The organism is Flavobacterium panici, from assembly GCF_024499525.1.
GTDB lineage: Bacteria > Bacteroidota > Bacteroidia > Flavobacteriales > Flavobacteriaceae > Flavobacterium > Flavobacterium panici.
Window position 1 is genome coordinate 1,453,595 of record NZ_CP100437.1, and the last position, 19,661, is coordinate 1,473,255.

At 32.8% G+C, this 19,661-nt stretch carries 18 protein-coding genes; 5 read left to right on the forward strand and 13 right to left on the reverse strand.

Going from position 1 to position 19,661, the window contains the following annotated elements:
• Positions 1 to 286 precede the first annotated feature (286 nt).
• The 3 genes from NLJ00_RS06490 to NLJ00_RS06500 form a co-directional block, all read right to left on the reverse strand.
• Positions 287 to 943, reverse strand: coding sequence for a hypothetical protein (locus NLJ00_RS06490; protein ID WP_012023298.1), 657 nt, complete (start codon positions 941 to 943; stop codon positions 287 to 289).
• A 121-nt stretch (positions 944 to 1,064) separates the two neighbouring features.
• Complete coding sequence (locus tag NLJ00_RS06495) at positions 1,065 to 1,436, reverse strand: YraN family protein (RefSeq protein WP_256636638.1); 372 nt, start codon at positions 1,434 to 1,436, stop codon at positions 1,065 to 1,067.
• A 177-nt stretch (positions 1,437 to 1,613) separates the two neighbouring features.
• Positions 1,614 to 2,513 (reverse strand): S66 peptidase family protein, encoded by a 900-nt coding sequence (locus tag NLJ00_RS06500; RefSeq protein WP_256637460.1) that lies wholly within the window; start codon positions 2,511 to 2,513, stop codon positions 1,614 to 1,616.
• A gap of 212 nt (positions 2,514 to 2,725) precedes the next feature.
• Here NLJ00_RS06500 and NLJ00_RS06505 point away from each other — a divergent pair, with 212 nt between their 5' ends.
• From NLJ00_RS06505 to NLJ00_RS06515, 3 genes are all read left to right on the forward strand, one after another.
• Positions 2,726 to 3,823 (forward strand): endonuclease/exonuclease/phosphatase family protein, encoded by a 1,098-nt coding sequence (locus NLJ00_RS06505; RefSeq protein WP_256636639.1) that lies wholly within the window; start codon positions 2,726 to 2,728, stop codon positions 3,821 to 3,823.
• 100 nt (positions 3,824 to 3,923) lie between these two features.
• Positions 3,924 to 4,463 carry a 3-hydroxyanthranilate 3,4-dioxygenase gene (locus tag NLJ00_RS06510; RefSeq protein WP_256636640.1) on the forward strand — a complete coding sequence of 180 codons (540 nt, stop codon included), beginning with the start codon at positions 3,924 to 3,926 and terminating at the stop codon, positions 4,461 to 4,463.
• A gap of 69 nt (positions 4,464 to 4,532) precedes the next feature.
• Complete coding sequence (locus NLJ00_RS06515; RefSeq protein WP_256636641.1) at positions 4,533 to 4,709, forward strand: hypothetical protein; 177 nt, start codon at positions 4,533 to 4,535, stop codon at positions 4,707 to 4,709.
• A 1-nt stretch (position 4,710) separates the two neighbouring features.
• Here NLJ00_RS06515 and NLJ00_RS06520 read toward each other — a convergent pair whose 3' ends face one another.
• On the reverse strand, positions 4,711 to 5,670 hold the full coding sequence (locus NLJ00_RS06520) for an MBL fold metallo-hydrolase (protein WP_256636642.1): 960 nt from the start codon (positions 5,668 to 5,670) through the stop codon (positions 4,711 to 4,713).
• Between the two features lie 114 nt (positions 5,671 to 5,784).
• On the opposite strand from NLJ00_RS06520, the gene NLJ00_RS06525 reads away from it, so the two are divergent.
• Together NLJ00_RS06525 and amaB are read left to right on the forward strand one after the other, a co-directional pair.
• Complete coding sequence (locus NLJ00_RS06525) at positions 5,785 to 6,390, forward strand: hypothetical protein (RefSeq protein WP_256636643.1); 606 nt, start codon at positions 5,785 to 5,787, stop codon at positions 6,388 to 6,390.
• Between the two features lie 89 nt (positions 6,391 to 6,479).
• Entirely contained in the window at positions 6,480 to 8,033 is a 1,554-nt protein-coding gene (gene amaB, locus NLJ00_RS06530; RefSeq protein ID WP_256636644.1) for an L-piperidine-6-carboxylate dehydrogenase, read from the forward strand.
• A 75-nt stretch (positions 8,034 to 8,108) separates the two neighbouring features.
• On the opposite strand, the gene NLJ00_RS06535 is transcribed toward amaB, so the two are convergent.
• The 9 genes from NLJ00_RS06535 to nuoH all read right to left on the reverse strand — a co-directional run bounded on the left by NLJ00_RS06535 (position 8,109) and on the right by nuoH (position 19,658).
• On the reverse strand, positions 8,109 to 10,868 hold the full coding sequence (locus tag NLJ00_RS06535; protein ID WP_256636645.1) for a pectate lyase family protein: 2,760 nt from the start codon (positions 10,866 to 10,868) through the stop codon (positions 8,109 to 8,111).
• A 446-nt stretch (positions 10,869 to 11,314) separates the two neighbouring features.
• Positions 11,315 to 12,088, reverse strand: coding sequence for a Bax inhibitor-1/YccA family protein (locus NLJ00_RS06540; RefSeq protein ID WP_256636646.1), 774 nt, complete (start codon positions 12,086 to 12,088; stop codon positions 11,315 to 11,317).
• Positions 12,089 to 12,250: 162 nt separating this feature from the next.
• On the reverse strand, positions 12,251 to 13,642 hold the full coding sequence (locus tag NLJ00_RS06545; protein WP_256636647.1) for an NADH-quinone oxidoreductase subunit N: 1,392 nt from the start codon (positions 13,640 to 13,642) through the stop codon (positions 12,251 to 12,253).
• Between the two features lie 56 nt (positions 13,643 to 13,698).
• A complete protein-coding gene (locus NLJ00_RS06550; RefSeq protein ID WP_180857151.1) occupies positions 13,699 to 15,138 on the reverse strand; it encodes a complex I subunit 4 family protein in 1,440 nt (479 codons plus the stop codon).
• A 10-nt stretch (positions 15,139 to 15,148) separates the two neighbouring features.
• The gene (gene nuoL, locus NLJ00_RS06555; RefSeq protein ID WP_256636648.1) at positions 15,149 to 17,032 is read right to left on the reverse strand and encodes an NADH-quinone oxidoreductase subunit L; all 1,884 of its coding nucleotides are present in this window, start codon (positions 17,030 to 17,032) and stop codon (positions 15,149 to 15,151) included.
• Between the two features lie 7 nt (positions 17,033 to 17,039).
• Positions 17,040 to 17,360, reverse strand: coding sequence for an NADH-quinone oxidoreductase subunit NuoK (gene nuoK, locus NLJ00_RS06560; RefSeq protein WP_012023318.1), 321 nt, complete (start codon positions 17,358 to 17,360; stop codon positions 17,040 to 17,042).
• Positions 17,360 to 17,899: an NADH-quinone oxidoreductase subunit J family protein gene (locus NLJ00_RS06565; protein ID WP_053471552.1), complete on the reverse strand. Its 540-nt coding sequence runs from the start codon at positions 17,897 to 17,899 to the stop codon at positions 17,360 to 17,362. The genes nuoK and NLJ00_RS06565 overlap by 1 nt, the downstream gene beginning before the upstream one ends.
• Positions 17,899 to 18,444: a NuoI/complex I 23 kDa subunit family protein gene (locus NLJ00_RS06570; RefSeq protein ID WP_053471551.1), complete on the reverse strand. Its 546-nt coding sequence runs from the start codon at positions 18,442 to 18,444 to the stop codon at positions 17,899 to 17,901. The genes NLJ00_RS06565 and NLJ00_RS06570 overlap by 1 nt, the downstream gene beginning before the upstream one ends.
• A gap of 161 nt (positions 18,445 to 18,605) precedes the next feature.
• Positions 18,606 to 19,658, reverse strand: a complete 1,053-nt coding sequence (gene nuoH / locus NLJ00_RS06575) for an NADH-quinone oxidoreductase subunit NuoH (RefSeq protein ID WP_256636649.1) — start codon at positions 19,656 to 19,658, stop codon at positions 18,606 to 18,608.
• Positions 19,659 to 19,661 lie beyond the last annotated feature (3 nt).

The window sequence follows — 19,661 nt, forward strand, 5'->3', positions numbered from 1 at the left end:
TAATGGTAAAATAAACTTAATTCGGTTTTTTGTGATTTATTTTCAATAAAATCTCAGTAAATACGGTAGTAAAACCCTTTTTATCAAGTTGATAAGTTTTTGGCTAAAATTTTAAAAATTAACTATAATGAGCTGTGTTTTTTGAGAATATTCTTATTTGGAATAAAAGTGCTTGAAAAATAAAAACACTAATTTGTAAAAAAATCCTTTTATCTTTTTTTGAGAAAGACAAAAGGATTATTGAAAATTGAATTTATTTAAGATGTAAAAATTAAATTTTGTGTGATTAGTTTTTCAAATCTTTAATTACTTTAAAAGCAACATCAACCTGATCTTCTCCAACAAGAATTGTAAATTCGTTTGAAGTCGAAATTACCTCATTAATAATAATTCCTTCCCAAGCTAAACGCTGGAAAATGAAGTAATAAATACCAGGAACAACGATGTTTTCTTTTGGTAATTTTACCGTAATAGAAGCAAGGTTATCTAATTTCTGAATTAGTTTTTCTCTCATAAAGTGTTTCTCCACTAAATGATTTACACTGCTGCTTACTACAATATTCGTTTCATTTACACCACGGGATGAGGTATAGAAAATATCAGATAAAGCATTGATATCAGAAATTAAATCGGCTTGTTTATTTAATACAGTTTCAGAAGCTGCAAAAGTGTAATCTGTCAACTCAGATCTAACTGTGATTTCGCCAATATTCTTGATTACCTTATTGATTTTGTGGTTTAATTTAAAATCTAATTCTTCAGTCAATCGCTTCAGCGACATTACAACAGCGCCTTGTTTTACTTCTTTGCCAAATTCATTTTCTAACTCAGTCATAATGTTCCGAGAAAGAGAAGTCAGGTTAATAATCCCAAGAGATAAAGCGTTTAAGAGAAATGGTTTCGTTTTGATGTAATTTTCGACGATGGAAGAAACGGTTTTCATAATTTTTTTTTCTTTTTTTTTTGTAACTTAATTGGTGTGGTTTAGTTAATTTGATGTTATAAATCTATGCAAATATAAATAAAAAAACAATTTGTTACAATTATAACAAGAAAAAATTATGTTAAAAATGATAAAAAGCGTCAGTAAGATGTTCAATTGCAAATGATTCCCCGTTTTTATGGATCGCAACGATGTCAAAACGGATATTTAATTCGTCATTAAAATCCTTTTCCCTATAGTTTATGTAGGCATTTACTGCTTTTATTAGAAGTTGAATTTTTTTTGGCTTCACAAAATCCTGCGGAGAACCAAAATTTAAACTCGATCTTGTCTTTACTTCGACGATTGCCAGAACATCATTTTTTTGAGCGATAATATCTATTTCTGCTTTTTGAAAAACCCAGTTTCGGTCTAAAATTTCATAACCATTTTGCTCCAGATATTCTACCGCTAGTTCTTCTCCTTTTTTACCAAGTTCATTATGTTCTGCCATGTTTTTTTGTTTCAGGTTTAAAGTTTTTCAAGTTTCAGATTTGAATTTTAATGATAAAGTTTTTTGCACGCAAAGACGCGAAGTCGCAAAGTTTAAATTTACTTTGCGACTTCGCGTCTTTGCGAGATTTTATAATGTGGTATTTTTTCTTAAACTTAAGAAATAGGGTAATTTATATTATTTCTGAAAAGTAACCGTACTTCCTGATGCATTTACATCAATAGAAATTGTACTTCCCATAACTAAAGCGCGATTATCCTGAATATGCCCGGCCGGAAAATTAAAAATTACAGGAATATTGTATTTTTTGGTTACATCATCAATAATTTCTAAAGCATTTTTCCCCCACGGAACTTCGTTATCTTTCATTTTGGTCATTCCGCCAATGATAATTCCTTTAAGGTTTTCGATACAGCCGTTACGTCTTAAATTCATCATCATACGATCAATGTGATACAGATATTCATCTAAATCTTCAATAAACAAGATTTTATCTTTGCAGTCAATTGCAGAAGGAGAACCCAATAAACTGTATAATATAGAAAGATTTCCACCCACTAATTCACCAGTTGCTTTACCAAAACGATTCATACTGCTTGGTTCAATAGAATAGGAAAGAGGCTCGCCAAACAAACTCGATTTCATTGAACTAATAGCCGCCGGAGTAGCACGCGGAATCGTAACCGGCATAACACCATGAATAGATTTATACCCCATCGTATTTAAATGGTTGTGCAAAACCGTAACATCACTAAAACCGATAACCCATTTTGGGTGTTGTTTGAATTTTGTAAAATCTAATAGATCCAGCATTCTAACAGTTCCGTAACCGCCTCGAACGCACCAAATTGCTTTTATATTCGGATTATCCAATTGCTTTTGAAAATCGGCAGCACGCTGTTCATCTGTTCCGGCTAATTGATGATAATCTAATCCAATTGAACTTCCAACAACAGCTTCCAGACCCCAGCTTTTAAGTAAATCTATAGTTGGTTTTAAATTGTCGTCGATATTTTTTCTGGCTGTTGCCAAAAGTGCTACGGTATCTCCTTTTTGTAAATAAGGTGGTGTTATCATGATTTGTTGGGATTGACAGGTAAATGATTGTAAAGCAAAAATAAGAAATGCCAGTTTAGCACCATTAAAATATTTTGTGATAGTAAGGAAGCTTTTCATAGTTTCTTTTGCTTATTTGAATGTTAAGATTAACAAATATAAATTATTTACTCAATTAAATTGTTGAAAATTCTTACAATTTATTTAAATTGGGCACTTAAATTTTTAAAGTTATGCAAATTATTAAATTTCACTTTTGTTTACTCGCCTTTTTTATAATTTCTCTATCAAATGCACAATCTAAAAGATATGTAATTCATACCGCAGTCTTTTATAATTTCGAAAATCTCTTTGATATTTATGATGATGCCAGTACAAATGATGACGAATGGACTCCAAATGGAGCTCAGCACTGGACAGAAGAAAAATACAAACAAAAACTGAAAAATCTTTCCAAAGTGATTTCTGAAATTGGAACTCCTGAAAATTCTAATGCGCCTACTTTAATAGGCTGTTCTGAAGTTGAAAACCGCGGTGTTCTTGAAGATTTAATTAAAGAAGAAAAAATAGCACCTTACGATTACGGAATTATCCATTTTGATTCTCCCGATCAACGCGGAATCGATGTAGCGCTTCTGTATCAAAAGAAATATTTCAGGCCGACTTCTTATGCTAATATTCCGTTGTTGATTTACAAAAACAAACCGATTATTCAGGAAGATAAAAATGAAGATTTAGGCGATGTTGAAATTAAAATAGATACTAAAAACCGAGTTTTTACCAGAGATCAGCTTTTAGTAACAGGTTTTTTAGACAATGAAGAAATTCACATTATTGTCAATCACTGGCCATCGAGATCTGGCGGAGAAAAAGCAAGCAGTCCGTTTCGTGAAGCAGCAGGAAGACTAAATCGAAAAATTATAGATTCTCTTCAACAGATAAATCCAATGGCAAAAGTCATTACAATGGGAGATTTAAACGACGGACCTTTTAACAAAAGTATAAAAACCGAATTAGGTGCAAAAGCAAAAAAAGCAGACGTTCCAGAATTTGGGGTTTATAATCCATTCGAAGAAATGGCAGAAAAAGGAATGGGAACTTTAGCGTTTAGAGATTCCTGGGATATTTTTGATCAAATCATAATGACCAAATCTTTTATTGAACCTGATTTTTCAAGTTTTAAATTCTGGAAAGCAGGAATCTTTAATCGACCTTATTTAATTCAAACTTCCGGAAAATATAAAGGATATCCGTTAAGAAATACTTTAACCGAAGCAGGTTTTAGTGATCATTTTCCGGTTTATATTTATTTAATACGAGAGATAAAATAAATCACAGTTTTCAGTCTCAGTTTTCAGTCTGAATACTGAGACTGCGACTGTTTACTGAATACTTTTCACTACCTTAGCTTTTCATAAATTCTGAAAAAAAATGGCTATAGCAAAACCATTCAATCTAACAAAATGGATTGAAGATAACCGACACTTACTAAAACCACCAGTTGGAAATAAAAATCTATATGTTGATTCAGGCGATTATATTGTAATGATTGTTGCCGGACCAAATGCACGAAAAGATTATCATTATAACGAAACCGAAGAACTTTTTTATCAATTAGAAGGAAGTATAAAAGTTGTAATTCAGGAAGACGGTGAACGTAAAGAAATGGAATTAAATGCGGGAGATATGTATTTACATCCTGCTAAAATTCCACATTCTCCAGTTCGTTCCGAAGGTTCAATAGGATTAGTAATTGAGCGAAAACGTGCCGGGAAAGGTTATACAGATGGTTTACTTTGGCATTGCGATAATTGCAATCACAAACTTTACGAAGTATATTTTGAACTGCATAACATCGAAAAAGATTTTCTTCCTCATTTCGAACATTTCTACAATTCAGAAGAATTAAGAACTTGCAATAATTGCGGAACCATAATGGAAACTGATCCGAGGTTTACGGCTAAAAAATAGTTTTTTTATCCTAACAGGTTTTTAAAACCTGTTAGGTATTATTCCAACAAAATAAATATTAATAAGATTATGAAAGATTTAAGAAAAGAAGAAGATTCCAATCCCAATATAGATAATACTTCAGAAGAGAATTTCTTGTCACACTTAAAAGCAGAAATTAAACAAGGAAAAGAAGATTTAAAAAATGGTAATTTTATTACTCATGAAGAGATGTTATTGGAATTGAAAAGAAAAAAAATCATTTGATCTACAACCCAATTTTTCTCCCTTGTTCAGGATAAATAATCTTCAATCCTAAATCATTTTGGGTTTTCAACTGCTCTTTAATTTTAGTAATATTTTTAGCTGGTGGTTTTAAATGCGTAATAATGATTTTGAAATTCTTCAAAGAACCTTTTCCGGCTAATTCTTCCAAAACATGAAGTTCAGTCATTAAATGATTTGGCGTTAAGTGTCCAAATAAAAACTTGTCCGGCTGTTCATTTGGGAATGAAACTTCAATAAAAATACCTTTTAATTGGTTGCTTTGAACCAAAGGCGCAACCGCTGTCCACAGAGCTTTTAACTTATCGCTTTTTTCTACAGAATCAGGGCCTGTGTCTCCTAAATACAAAACATAATTATCTTCATTTTTAATTAAAAAAGCGGTGCTTTCAAATGGATTTACATGACTTAAAGGAAAAGCTTTAACCGTCATTTTTGTATTTGAAAGAGGAGTTTCTTCGCCTAAATTTAAAGTTTGAAAATGATATTTTTTCAACGGAAATCCAACGCCTTTGTCTCCAAAATTAGCCCAGGTTTGATCGTTGAAATAATGATTTTCCATCATTTCCATACATTTTTCAGTTGCGTAAACTGTTTTAGAAGAATCAGCAGGAGAGTTGATGATCAAACCAGAAACGTGATCTAAATGTGCATGCGAAATCAAATATCCTTTTATATATTTTCGTAAAACTTCGCTGGTCGAAACTTTGAAAACTTTGTTTTCAATTGCTTTTTCAATTCCGGCATTTACAGTTCCAGCATCCAGACAAACAAAATCTTTTGTGTTTACGAGAGCTATTAAATAAGCCGAAAGATTTTTTTCGTCGATTCCGCCTTTTATTCCTAAAGGAACAATCTGGAAAGAAGATTTTTGTTCTTTTTGAGAAAAAGCATTAAATGAAACTAAGACAAAACAAAGCAAAAGCCGACTGAAATTGGTCATATTTATAATTTTAGAAATGCAAATTTCATCAAATTTACCGAATAAATCAGGATCGCTTTGCGTTAATACTTGTAAAATAACGCTAAATTTACTTTGATTACAAAGAACCTCTATATGTTTAAAAAGTTATTTATTTTTCTGTTTTTAAATTTAATTACTTTAAATGCTTATTGCTGTGATTGCTCTGAAAAACCATCTATTCAGGAAAACTGGAAATTAGCAGATCAGGTATTTATTGGAAAAGTGTTAAAAGTAGATAGTTTGTTGTATTCTGAATATGGTCAAAGAATGTATGCTTTTACGATTAAAATATCTAAAACCTACAAAGGAGGAATTTTTCAAGGAAATAATCTAAAAACAATTTTAGCAGTAAGTTCTGGATCCTGTGATTATTATTTTGATATTGGAAAAGAATATCTGATTTACGCTAAGAGAGACTACAATGCTTTAGGTTGTTCTATATGTTCAAGAACTGACTTATTACAAAATGTAAAAGAAATTGAGTTAGAAGAATTAGGGAAATTATATGAAGAATCTAAAAAGAGCAACAAAATTCAAATTATTAAATTTCAGAATGATATTGAATATCAAACAGCTTTAGTTAAAAATTCATTTGAAGAAGAAATTAATAGAAAAGAGATAATTATTTATGTTTTGTCTGGATTATGTTTTCTTTTGGTTGCATTGCTATTTGTAATAATTCGAAAAAACAAAAAATAAGACGAAATTATTTTTGCTATTTGATATATTCAACTCTAAACAATATCTTTACATGAAAAAATATAACAATTTTAACTAAAAAAGTTACAATGACAACAATAGCATCACAATTTGGCATGAATGAAGCTTTGGAAAAACTAGGAATTAAACTGGTTAACGAAGGAACTTCAACTGGAGTAGAGAACTTTTCATCGGGAGAAATTTTAGATAGTTTTTCACCTGTAGACGGAAAACTAATTGCATCTGTAAAAACTTCAACACTTGAAGATTATGAAAAAGTAATGCGTTCAGCAACTGAGGCATTCAAAACTTTTAGATTAATTCCTGCACCACAGCGTGGAGAAATCGTGCGTCAGTTTGGAGAAAAATTACGTCAAAATAAAGAAGCTCTTGGTAAATTGGTTTCTTATGAAATGGGAAAATCATTGCAGGAAGGTTACGGAGAAGTTCAGGAAATGATCGATATCTGTGATTTTGCTGTTGGTTTGTCTCGTCAGTTACACGGATTAACAATGCATTCTGAAAGACCAGGCCACAGAATGTATGAGCAATATCATTCATTAGGAGTTGTTGGAATTATTTCTGCATTTAATTTTCCGGTTGCAGTTTGGTCTTGGAATACTGCTTTAGCTTGGATCTCAGGAGATGTTTGCGTTTGGAAACCTTCTGAAAAAACACCTCTTTGCGGAATTGCCTGCCAAAATATTATTGCTCAGGTTATCAAAGAAAATAATCTTCCGGAAGGAATTTCTTGTTTGATAAACGGTGATTATAAAATAGGAGAGTTGTTGACAAAAGATACTCGTATTCCTTTAATTTCTGCAACAGGTTCTACCAGAATGGGAAAAATTGTTGCACAAACCGTTGCCGGAAGATTAGGTAAATCGTTACTAGAATTAGGAGGGAATAATTCAATTATTGTGACTCCGGATGCTGATATTAAAATGACCGTTATTGGAGCTGTTTTTGGAGCTGTAGGAACTGCAGGTCAGCGTTGTACTTCTACACGAAGATTGATTATTCACGAAAGTATTTATGATAAAGTAAAAGATGCTTTAGTTGCAGCTTACAAACAATTAAGAATCGGAAATCCGCTTGACGAAAATAATCATGTTGGACCGCTTATCGATACACATGCTGTTGAACAATATGCTATAGCTTTAAATAAAGTAGTTGCTGAAGGTGGAAAAATTTTGGTTGAAGGCGGAGTTCTTTCAGGCGAAGGTTACGAAAGCGGCTGTTACGTAAAACCTGCAATTGCTGAAGCTGAAAATTCTTTTGCAATTGTACAGCACGAAACTTTTGCTCCGGTTTTATATTTGATTAAATATTCTGGTGATGTTGATAATGCAATTGAACTTCAAAATGGAGTGGCGCAAGGATTATCTTCTGCAATTATGACCAACAATTTACGTGAAGCAGAAAGATTTTTATCTGTAACAGGTTCTGACTGCGGAATTGCGAATGTAAACATCGGAACTTCGGGAGCTGAAATTGGCGGTGCTTTTGGTGGTGAAAAAGAAACTGGAGGCGGACGTGAATCTGGTTCTGATGCCTGGAAAATCTACATGAGACGTCAAACAAATACGATTAATTATACAACGAATCTTCCTTTGGCACAAGGAATTAAATTTGATTTGTAATTAAATATCTTTTAAAAATATAAAAAGGCTTCCAAATTTTGGAAGCCTTTAGTTTTTATAAATTATTGCAAGGTTTTATTTTTTAATAATAGTTTGATTAAATGAATCTTCGGCAGTATAAATTTTTGCTAAATAAGTTCCTGTTGAAAGCTGACTGATATCAATAGTTTCAGTTCCTTTTTGAACAGTTTTTACTAGTACGCCTGAGATGTTATAAATCAAAACTTTTTCTATTTTTTGACTTGGATCTGATAAGTATAAAATGTTTGAAGCCGGATTCGGATACACAAATATTTTCTCAGTTTCTATATCAGCTGGAGTTTCTATTTTTGCCATACGAAGCATTCCACCGCTGTAAACCGTATTCATATAAAATAAGTTTGACGTATCTTTTTTAGTAATTGTATGACTTCCTGCGGCCAATGAAACTGTTACAATTCCGTTAGAAGCTACTTTATCCACATTGTCAACTTTTATTGTTGCCGAAGCTTCCACAAAAACAAGCGTTAAAGTACTCGCCTGACTTGTTGTAAATGAAATATTGGTAGAAGATTCAATTTTTAGACATTGCGTCAAAGTCAAACCATTATACGTAACCGTACCTTTAGTAGTCGAAAGATTTCCTGTAATTGCATAAAATGTGCTTGTTTTTCCAGAAGTTGTAAAATTGTGAATTTCGCTTCCAGACGTACCTGTATTTACCGTTATTGTTCCAGATCCCGTTGCTGCAGTTCCTGTTCCTGTAGTTGTAATTGAATATGAAACTGTTGCAGTTGGAGTTCCCGAAATAGTTATTGTTTTAGCCGATGTATTTTTTACAAAAGTTAATCCAGATGCCGGCAAACCGTTTACAGTAGCATCAGTTGCGGTTCCTCCCCAGGTAAATACGATCGAGTTAATAGCAGTTCCGCTGGTTACCGTTTGACTATTATTATTTGTTGATGTTAAGGTTTGAGTTCCTGCCGCATTTACAGTAATAGTTCCAGAACCAGTTGCAGGAGTTCCTGCAGTTCCTGTTGTAGCAATTGAATAATTTACAGTTGCAGTTGGAGTTCCAGAAATTGTTATTGTTTTAGCCGAAGTATTTTTTACAAAAGTCAATCCAGAAGCTGGTAAACCAGTAACGGAAGCATCTGTTGCATCACCTCCCCAAGTAAACACAATTGTTGCAATTGAAGTTCCGCTAGTAACGGTTTGATTGTTATTAGAAGTTGAAGTTAAAGTTTGATTTCCAGCCGGAGGATTTGTTCCGTCCTGAACATAAACTAAATTCGTTTGATAATTTGTCAAAGCCGATTTCAACCCTGTATTTACCGCATCGGCAGTATCGTCAACGGCATTGTTAAATGTCCATTGTAAATCACCACCAGATACACGCCCTGCATATTGCATAACATTTGTTCTTGCAGTTTCCGGGCTGTCAGGTGTATAAGAATACATTACGCTTGAATTCGTATCAAAATTATTATACGTTTTAGCGCCTTTTTTTGATGTAATACTGCTACTGATAGTTTCGTTTCTGGTCGATGCTACATAAGCATCAAATTCAACTGGATAGGTTGAAGAATTGTACCCTACAAAACGAGTTTGTCCGCTCATTGTATTGTTAAAAGCTTTAATGGTTCCGCCGTCTTCGCTTGAAAAAGTTCCCTCGGCACCATTGTAAACATCAGTTCCCTGCATGGAAGTCAACATTGGGTATTTACAATTTCTAAAATAATTAGCTTCTACAAAAACAGAAGAGCCTAAAGTTGATCCAACACCATATTTTGAATTTCCATCATAGTAGTTATTATAAACGTGAGCAGAATAATAACGCACACGAGGATGACGAGAATCAGAATGATCGTACCAGTTGTGGTGATAGGTAATATATAAACCAGCTGTAGTTCCTTCACTTAAACCTAAAAGATTACTTTTTCCTGAATCCCAAAAGTGATTGTATGAAAAGGTAATATAAGTAGATTTTTTACAGTCTAAAGCTCCGTCACCTTTAACTTGGTCTGCATCGCTTCCGGCATTTCCATAAAAGAAATCACAGTTATGAACCCAAACGTAATCATTATCTTGCTGCAAGCCAATATTGTCGCCTTCGCCGCTGTCACAGTTCATTGTTCCAATATTTCGAATTTCAATGTTTGATGCATTTTTTACTCTTATTCCCCAGCCATCAGCAACAGCATCATTTCCTATTCCTTCCAGAGTAAGATGAGCCGAAGCATTTTTACTGTTTTCAATGACAATATCACCGCTCATCATATACGATAAGTCGGTAATCTGTCCAACCATACGAACAATTAAAGGTCTTAATTCTTTACCTTTTTTGTAACCGTCAAGAATGGTTTGTAATCCAACGCAAGGATTTGTTGTCGCACCAGTTACATCAAGAGAAACGGTATTTTTAGTCTGCTCTGTTATGTAGATAATTACTGCATTACTTTTTGGAGTTCCGTCTGCATTATAGGCACCCGGAACTCGGGAATTAGCAAAAGCAAATCCAGATCGATCGTGTGCTTTAACTGTTAATGAACTTGTTGCAGTACCAGTTCCTTCAACACCAGAAATAACTGGTTTGATTTTTACAGTATAAGATCCGGCTTTTAAACCCGGAATATCGGCACGAAAATAACTTCCATAGCTTCTAATAAGCTGGTTGTCAATTTTTCTGTCAACAATTCCTTCGCCTGTATAATATACATTATACGTTTGGGCGTTGCTTACAGGCTGCCATTTTACAAAAACGGATTCAAGCCATCCGGTGGCTTCATTAATTTGCTGTGACCAAGTTTGGGCAGCAATAAAAAACATAGCTAAAAAAAGTAGGTTTTTTTTCATAATTGTTTAAGTTAGACATTAATAAAAGTTTTTTGTGGTTTTCGTGATTCTCGACTACAAGTAAAATTGTAATCGATTACACGAAATTATACAAAATTTTGATATTCTTATTTATTTTGTCTTAAAAAAACATATATGAAAAATTAATCATTAATATTTTAGTTAAAATGTAATTTATTGCATTAATTGTAATTTATTACATGTTAAAATATTTCTAGCGAAAGCCTAATTTTATTGACGTTTTAAAGAGGTAAAAAGGGATATGTTTTTAGAATTTATATTTTTATAACTTTTAAACCTGTTTTTGTTAAAATGTATTTTTTGTAGGAAAAAGAATCTTTTTAGTAGGTTTGTATTTTGAAGATGTAAACTAATTATTAGAATATGAAGCATAAAAAAAGCCTTTTTGAATTTCAAAAAGGCTTTTTTTATGTGTAAAGAAAATTTTAATTCTTACTTGACAATTTAGATAATAATCTTAAAAATTCGATATACAACCAAACTAATGTGATCATTAATCCCATTGCACCATACCATTCCATGAATTTTGGCATTCTTTCCTGAACACCTTTTTCAATTAGGTCAAAATCTAAGAATAGGTTTAAAGCAGCAATTATAATTACAAAAACGCTAATTCCAATACTCATCATTCCATTTCCGTAATGAACCGGAGTAAAATTAAAAATTAAAGAAGCAATCCATGAAATTAGATAATAAGTTGCAATAGCAAGAGTAGCAGCAATTACAACTGATTTAAATTGTTCCGTAACTTTTACGATTTTAAATTTGTATAAACCTAAACAAACTAAGAAGGTAACTAATGTAGCTCCAACTGCGTTTATTACGATTCCCGGATACATAGCTTCAAAAATAGCCGAGATTCCTCCAATGAATAATCCTTCAAATAAGGCATAACCTGGAGCAAGATACGGTGATAATTGTGGTTTAAATGCAGAAATTAAAACAAGAATAAATCCAACAATTGCACCGCCAATGGCAGGCAGCATGATATTCATTCCGTTAAAAGCCATCCACCACGTTACCATAGCAGCGCCGCATAATATTAAAAATAAAATAGCTGATTTATTAATCGTACCAGACAAAGTCATTTCCTGATTGTAATCAATAATCTTTGCTTCGTGTACTTCTTCAGCTCTTGAAACAGCATTTGATGAAAAACGCTTGTTACTTAAAAAAGGATTTTTTGAATTGAAGGCCATAGTTTTTATGCTTTTAGTGAACCCAAATATATGGAGTTTTTTTGAAGTCTGTAATTTAACTTTAAATTTTTAACATGAAATTTTCTTTTGAAAACTGCTGTAAAACAAAAAATCCACCAAAAGAAACTCTTGATGGATTTATATATTTTTTAATCTGAATTTTTAATTCAATAAATCTAGAACTAATGAAGGAAATAAACCTAAAGCAATATTTAAACCAATAGAAATAATAGCAACAGCATAAATAAGGAATGGTTTTCCTGTACGCTCCTCGTTTGGTTCTTTAGAATACATTGCCAAAATTAATTTGAAATAATAACCAACACTTATAATTGAGTTAATTACCGCAACAATTACGATGGCAACATAACCAGCATGAAGTGCCTGATCAAACAAAAATAATTTTGCAAAGAATCCTGAGAAAATCGGAATACCGGCCATAGACAATAATGAACCTGTCAGGATTGCAGCTAATAGCGGATTTGTTTTTCCTAAACCGTGAAAGTTTGTGATGTCTTCGTTATCCTGATTTTTACATACATATAAAATAACACTGAATGCAGCAATACCGGCTAAAGCATAAGCAGCTGTATAATACAATAAAACTCCTGCAGAAGTTGCAATAGTTAAGAATGTAATTAACATAAAACCAGCATGTGAGATTCCAGAGAATGCCAGCATACGTTTTACATTTACCTGACGCAACGCCATGATATTTCCAACGGTCATAGAGGCAATTGAAATTACAAGAATAATATTTTCAAATGTTCCTAAAAGATCCTGATTTTCCAAAGAAGGAATTAAATTCAATCCTGAAACTAATTTAAATAATGTTGCAATCGCTATTACTTTTGCTAACGTACTCATTAAAGCAGTTGTTAAAGCTGGAGAACCTTCGTAAACGTCTGGTGCCCAAAAGTGAAAAGGTACAGCTGCAATTTTAAAGAACATTCCAATTGTCATTAAAATCATTCCGATAGGAAACCAGATTGGTAACTCAGCAGATAAAGAACTTTCGTGAATTTCTGCAATATCAAAAGTTCCCATAGCTCCGTAAATCAAACAAATTCCGAATAAGATAATTCCAGATGCGAAAGATCCCATTAAGAAATATTTCATACCTGCTTCATTACTTTTAATGTTCAAACGATCGCTCGCTGCAAGAACATATAATGCGATAGATAAAATTTCGATTCCAAGGAAAAACATCGATAAGTTTCCAAAAGAAACCATAGCAACTCCTCCGGCCAATAAAAACACTTTTATAGCGATATAATCAGAGATTTTTGTCTGATGATTTTCGTAAAAATTATGGCTTAATGCTACAAGGAAAATAGTCAAAATTATAAACAATGATGAAAAAGCAGTCGAGAATTTACTCACTGTAATCATGTTATTGTAATAACTTGCTGTTGTTCCAAATTCGTAAAAGTTTAGTGCCAAAACTCCCAATAAACCTAAAATGGTAAACGGAACGATGCCTTTTCTAAAATTTAGAATTTCAAACAATAGGCAGAAAATACCCAATCCTGTTATAGCTATTAATGTATTCATTTTTGTTTTTTTGATTTAGGAAATCTAAAACGCCCTAATTTATTTTATTTAAAATATTAATTCTTATTGATAACGTTTAAAATCGTTTCTAAACTTGGAGTGATCAAATCTGTAATTGGTTTTGGATAAAATCCAAAGAATATTAAAACAGCAATAATCGCAACTAAAGAAATTCCTTCGTTAACAGAAACATCTGCAAAAGTTTTTGAATTTGTTTCGCCCAACATTACATTCTGGAACATTTTCAACATATAGTAAGCTCCTAAAATAATCGTTGTTCCGCCTAAAACAGCAAACCAAATGTTTATTTGAGAAAGGCTGTATAATACTGTAAACTCTCCAACAAAGTTAAATGTAGTTGGTAAAGCAACAGAAGCCAAAACCAAAATTAAAAACATTGAAGTGAATTTTGGAGATTGTGTACGGATTCCGCCTAATTCGCTAATATTTCTAGTTTCAAATCTTCTGTAGATAATTTCTGCAGCGTAGAATAATCCAACAACCACAAAACCGTGAGCAATCATTTGTAAAACTGCTCCGCGGAATCCATCAAGAGTTAAAGTGTAAGATCCTGCAGCAATTAAACCAACGTGAGCAAGAGAAGAATAAGCTAATAATTTCTTTAAATCTTTTTGTCTTAAAGCAACGATTGAACCATAGATAACACCTGCAATTCCTAAAGCAATAAAAATATTCATGTATTCTTTTGCGGCAAGAGGCGCAATTGGCAACTGCCAGCGTATAACACTGTATAATCCCATTTTTAACATGATACCAGATAAAAGCATTGTTCCGACAGTTGGTGCTTTTTGGTACACATTTGCCTGCCATGTATGGAAAGGAATAATAGGAATTTTGATCGCATAAGCTAAGAAGAAAGCAAGGAAAATCCAAAGCTGTTCGCAAGCAGATAATTGTACTTTATATAAATCTTCAATTAAGAAAGAACCTGCTTTTTGGTATAAATAGATAAAAGCAGTCAACATAAACAACGAACCTGCAAGTGTGTAAATAAAGAATTTAACCACTGCTTTTCTGCGTTCTTCAGCATCACCGTTACCCCAAATAAGAGCAATAAAGTAAATAGGAATAAGAGCTAACTCCCAGAAAATATAATATAAAAGACCATCTGCAGCAAGGAAAGTTCCTGTCATTGCAAATGCCATAAATAAAATCAGAGCATAAAAAGCTTTTGAGTTTTTATATTCATTCCCGAAAGAAGAGAATATAATAATTGGAGTTAAAGCCGTTGTCAATAAAAGCATGGCAAGACCTAATCCGTCAGCATTTAGCGCAAATGAAATTTTAGGCTGATTGATCCACGCATTAATAAGGCTGATATTTTCTCCAGCATTAAAATGGTTTAACAATACAACCGAACAGCCTAAAGCTGCCAAACTAAAGAACAAAGCTACTTTTGAAGCGAGTTTGTCACCAGCAAAATAGGTGATAAATGCACCAACTAAAAGAATAATTAATATAAGAGAAACGTTCATAGTTATAAAATTATTGAGCTAAAAATATATAAGAAACAATCGCGCAAAGACCTAAAACGAAAGCAAAAAGATATAATCCAATACTTCCTGTCTGCAGTTTTTTACCCTGAAACGCTAATTCGTTTGCTGCTTTTCCTAATCCAAAAACAACAGCTGATAATCCCGTTTCAATATAGTCTCTAAAAAATCTTGATAATGAATTTACAGTACGAACAAAAATCGCATCGTAAATTTCATCCACATAATATTTGTTATACAACACTTTTGTTAAGCCTGTAATATTTTCGTCAGCTTCAGGAACATTGTCTTGTTTGAAGTATTTGATATAAGCAATTAAAATTCCTAACAATCCGCCTAAAACAGCAACTCCCATTAAAGTATATTCTGTTGCGCCCAAATGATGTTCTTCGCCAGCCACTTTTGTGAAAAGAGGCGCTAAATATTCATTTAACCAGCTGTTTCCAGGTAAACTGATTAATCCTCCAAAAGTTGCTAAAAGAGCTAAAATCATTAAAGGGAACGTAATTAAACCGTCACTTTCATGTAAATGATGTTTTTGTTCTTCAGTTCCTCTAAAATCTTTAAAGAAAGTTAAGAACATCAATCTGAACATATAGAAAGCTGTCATGATTGAAGCAATAGATCCAACAACATATAATGGAATACTGTGGTGGAAAGCAGTCAATAAAATTTCATCTTTTGAGAAGAAACCTGAGAAAAACGGAACTCCAGAAATAGCCAATGAAGAAACCAACATTGTCCAGAAAGTGATTGGCATTGCTTTACGCAAACCACCCATTTTACGCATATCCTGCTCACCGTGTAAACCGTGAATTACAGAACCAGATCCTAAGAATAAACAAGCTTTAAAGAAAGCGTGTGTGATTACGTGGAAAACAGCTACTTCATAAGCCCCAAATCCTAATGCCAAGAACATTAATCCTAATTGAGAAACTGTAGAATAAGCTAATACTTTTTTAATGTCAGTTTGTACTAAACCAATTGTAGCCGCAACTAATGAAGTTATCGCTCCAACAATGGCAATTACAGTCTGCACATCTGGTGCTAAATCAAAAACAAAATTCAATCTCGTTACCATAAAAATACCAGCTGTTACCATCGTAGCAGCGTGAATTAATGCAGAAACTGGAGTTGGTCCTGCCATCGCATCTGGTAACCAAGTGTACAATGGAATTTGAGCAGATTTACCACAAGCTCCAATAAACAAGCATAAAGCTGCTAACGAAAGTAATGGTAAATTTAAATTTGTCGCTCCTGCGATTGCTGTTTTTAAAGTTGCATAATCTAATGTTGAGAACATTGAACCAATAATGAACATACCAATTAAAAGACCTAAATCTCCAATTCTGTTCATGATGAAAGCCTTTTTTGCAGCATTGTTATAATCCTGGTTTTTATGCCAGAATCCGATCAATAAATAAGAGCAAAGTCCAACACCTTCCCAACCAATAAATAAAACTAATAAGTTGCTTCCAATTACAAGTGTAATCATAAAGAATACGAACAGATTTAAATACGCAAAAAACTTGTGCATATTCTCATCGTCATGCATATAACTGATAGAGTATAAGTGAATCAAAGATCCAATTCCGGTTACGAACAATAACCAAAGAACAGATAATTGATCTAATAAAAATCCAAGATTGATTTTTAGATTACTAATTTGAATCCAGTCAAATAAAGTAACTTCAATTCCTTTTCCGGTTGAAGTTATTTGATTAAAAAGAACAAGAGTAACTATAAAAGAAACAGCCACAGCAGCAGTTCCGATGATTCCCGAAACTGTTTTTCCTAAGCTTTTTCCAAAGAAAACATTGATTAAAAATCCTAAAAAAGGAGCTAAAACTAAAACTAAAGCTAAATTGGTATCCATTTCTATTTTATCCTTTTAAATTTTTTAAATTATCGATACTAATTGAACCGATGTTTCTGAAAATAGAAACTAAAATCGCCAATCCTACCGCAACTTCAGCAGCAGCAACCGCCATCGAAAAGAATACAAAAACTTGTCCTTGCGCATCCTGATGGTAAGTTGAAAAAGCCACAAATAAAAGGTTTACTGCATTTAGCATGATCTCGATAGACATGAAAACGATAATTGAATTTCGTCTGTACAATACACCAAAAACACCAATACAAAAAAGTACAACACTTAAAAAGATGTAATTTTCAATACCTATTTGATTTAATATATTACCCATTATTTATTTAATTTTTCTTTTTTAGACAATAATACAGTTCCAATCATCGCAACCAAAAGTAAAATCGAAGCAAATTCAAAAGGTACCATATATTCGTTCAACAATATTTTACCCAATACTTTAATAGATTGGAAATCTTCTCCGGTTGAATCATAATCTCCAACAATTGGTTTAGAATTGATGAAAATTGCAATTAAAACAATAACAATTAAACAGAAAGAAACAATCGCTCCTAAACGTGTAATCCTTGGTCGGTGCACATCTTTTTGTTCGTTAAGATTCATCAACATAATCGTAAACAGGAACAAAATCATAATCGCTCCAGAGTAGACTATTATATGTACAACAGCTAAAAATTGAGAGTTTAATAATAAATAATGACCAGCAATAGAGAAAAAACAAATCACTAAATAAATAGCAGAGTGAATTGGGTTTCGGCTAAAAATGGTTAAAAAGGCAGTTATTACTGTAATAAACGCTAAAATACAAAATATAACACCTACAGGAGTTGCGTTTGCGAAATCAGGAATATGTATCATTAGTTAGCGTTATTAAGTTGTGAATTTTTAATAGCCATTTCTAAAGGCATCACTAATTTGTCTTTTCCAAAGATGAAATCTTCTCTTTCATAACTTGCAGGAACTAAAACCTTAGAAGTTGTCAAATAAATAGCATCTTTTGGACAAGCCTCTTCACATAAACCACAGAAAATACAACGAAGCATATTTATTTCATAAATCGAAGCATATTTTTCTTCTCTGTATAAATGTTTCTCGTCTGGTTTACGTTCAGCAGCTTTCATTGTAATCGCTTCTGCAGGGCACGATAAAGCACATAATCCGCAGGCAGTACAATTTTCACGACCTTGCTCATCACGTTTCAACATGTGCTGACCACGATAAACCGGGCTCATTTCACGAACTTGCTCCGGATAATGAATCGTAATTTTTTTTCTAAAAAGGTGTTTAAGCGTAATCGCCAAACCTTTTACAATCGCCACAAGATACAATCGTTCAATAAAAGTCATCTCTTTATTAGAGACCACTTTTTTTCTACCCGATAATGATATAGTTTCTATTGACATTTTTTAATCTATGATTTATGATTTACAATTTGAGTTCAGTCAAATTCAAAATCTATTTTATTTTTATTTGAAGCTAATCCTGCTATCCGCTGTATCTTTAATTTTTCTAAAGAAAAAAATTAAAGGATGCCGCTTCTATCAGGGCTAGGGCATTACGGTTCTTAGAATCCTAAAGCGGCTGCGATATCGTGTCTTAAAATAACAGCGCCCGTAATCATAATATTAATAATCGAAAGTGGAATCAAAATTCTCCAGCCTAAGTTCATTAATTGGTCGTATCTAAATCTTGGAATTGTCCAGCGTACCCACATGTAAAAGAATATGAAGAAACATATTTTTACAAATAATACGGCAATTCCTAAAAGATTAGCGGTGTTTACTCCAACATTTTCTACCATCCACTGCATTCCAGGATAGTTATAACCTCCAAAGAATAATACAGAAATAATAGTAGCAGAGATAAACATACTTGCATATTCAGCAAATAAATAGAATCCCATTTTCATTGACGAATATTCTGTGTGGTAACCTCCAATTAATTCGTTTTCACATTCTGCTAAGTCAAACGGAGTTCTGTTAGTTTCTGCAAATGAACAAATTAAGAAGATTAAAAATGAAACTGGCTGATAAAAAACATTCCAGTTCATTCCTTGCTGCTGTAATGAAATTTCTTTTAAACTCATTGTTCCGGTCATCATCAACAATGCAATCATTGATAATCCCATAGCAACTTCATAAGAAACCATTTGAGAAGCTGCACGAACAGCCCCCATTAATGAGAATTTATTGTTAGAAGCCCATCCACCAATCATGATGCCGTAAACTCCAACAGAAAGAACTCCAAAAATGTATAATAAAGCAATATTTACATCTGTTGCCTGAAGAATAATATCTCTTCCAAAAAGATGAAGTCTGTCTCCCCACGGAATTACAGCACTTGTCATCAAAGCTGTACTCATGGCAATTGCCGGACCTACAACGAATAAAAATCTGTTTGGCGTGTTTGGGAAAAATTCTTCTTTAGAGAATAATTTCATACCATCGGCAAGCGGCTGTAATAAACCTCCCCAACCTGCACGGTTTGGTCCAACACGATCCTGAAGAAAAGCAGCAACTTTACGTTCTGCCCAGGTAGAATACATTGCCATAATCATTGTCACCGCAAAAACGACAACAATAACAACACTTTTTTCTATAATAAATACACTTTCCATTTC

What these genes read in the sequence shown, in the direction of transcription:
- NLJ00_RS06490 (WP_012023298.1), bottom strand. Translation starts at nt 943, where the DNA reads ATGAAAACCGTTTCTTCCATCGTCGAAAATTACATCAAAACGAAACCA.
- NLJ00_RS06495 (WP_256636638.1), bottom strand. Translation starts at nt 1,436, where the DNA reads ATGGCAGAACATAATGAACTTGGTAAAAAAGGAGAAGAACTAGCGGTA.
- NLJ00_RS06500 (WP_256637460.1), bottom strand. Translation starts at nt 2,513, where the DNA reads ATGATAACACCACCTTATTTACAAAAAGGAGATACCGTAGCACTTTTG.
- NLJ00_RS06505 (WP_256636639.1), top strand. Translation starts at nt 2,726, where the DNA reads ATGCAAATTATTAAATTTCACTTTTGTTTACTCGCCTTTTTTATAATT.
- NLJ00_RS06510 (WP_256636640.1), top strand. Translation starts at nt 3,924, where the DNA reads ATGGCTATAGCAAAACCATTCAATCTAACAAAATGGATTGAAGATAAC.
- NLJ00_RS06515 (WP_256636641.1), top strand. Translation starts at nt 4,533, where the DNA reads ATGAAAGATTTAAGAAAAGAAGAAGATTCCAATCCCAATATAGATAAT.
- NLJ00_RS06520 (WP_256636642.1), bottom strand. Translation starts at nt 5,670, where the DNA reads ATGACCAATTTCAGTCGGCTTTTGCTTTGTTTTGTCTTAGTTTCATTT.
- NLJ00_RS06525 (WP_256636643.1), top strand. Translation starts at nt 5,785, where the DNA reads ATGTTTAAAAAGTTATTTATTTTTCTGTTTTTAAATTTAATTACTTTA.
- amaB (WP_256636644.1), top strand. Translation starts at nt 6,480, where the DNA reads ATGACAACAATAGCATCACAATTTGGCATGAATGAAGCTTTGGAAAAA.
- NLJ00_RS06535 (WP_256636645.1), bottom strand. Translation starts at nt 10,868, where the DNA reads ATGAAAAAAAACCTACTTTTTTTAGCTATGTTTTTTATTGCTGCCCAA.
- NLJ00_RS06540 (WP_256636646.1), bottom strand. Translation starts at nt 12,088, where the DNA reads ATGGCCTTCAATTCAAAAAATCCTTTTTTAAGTAACAAGCGTTTTTCA.
- NLJ00_RS06545 (WP_256636647.1), bottom strand. Translation starts at nt 13,642, where the DNA reads ATGAATACATTAATAGCTATAACAGGATTGGGTATTTTCTGCCTATTG.
- NLJ00_RS06550 (WP_180857151.1), bottom strand. Translation starts at nt 15,138, where the DNA reads ATGAACGTTTCTCTTATATTAATTATTCTTTTAGTTGGTGCATTTATC.
- nuoL (WP_256636648.1), bottom strand. Translation starts at nt 17,032, where the DNA reads ATGGATACCAATTTAGCTTTAGTTTTAGTTTTAGCTCCTTTTTTAGGA.
- nuoK (WP_012023318.1), bottom strand. Translation starts at nt 17,360, where the DNA reads ATGGGTAATATATTAAATCAAATAGGTATTGAAAATTACATCTTTTTA.
- NLJ00_RS06565 (WP_053471552.1), bottom strand. Translation starts at nt 17,899, where the DNA reads ATGATACATATTCCTGATTTCGCAAACGCAACTCCTGTAGGTGTTATA.
- NLJ00_RS06570 (WP_053471551.1), bottom strand. Translation starts at nt 18,444, where the DNA reads ATGTCAATAGAAACTATATCATTATCGGGTAGAAAAAAAGTGGTCTCT.
- nuoH (WP_256636649.1), bottom strand. Translation starts at nt 19,658, where the DNA reads ATGGAAAGTGTATTTATTATAGAAAAAAGTGTTGTTATTGTTGTCGTT.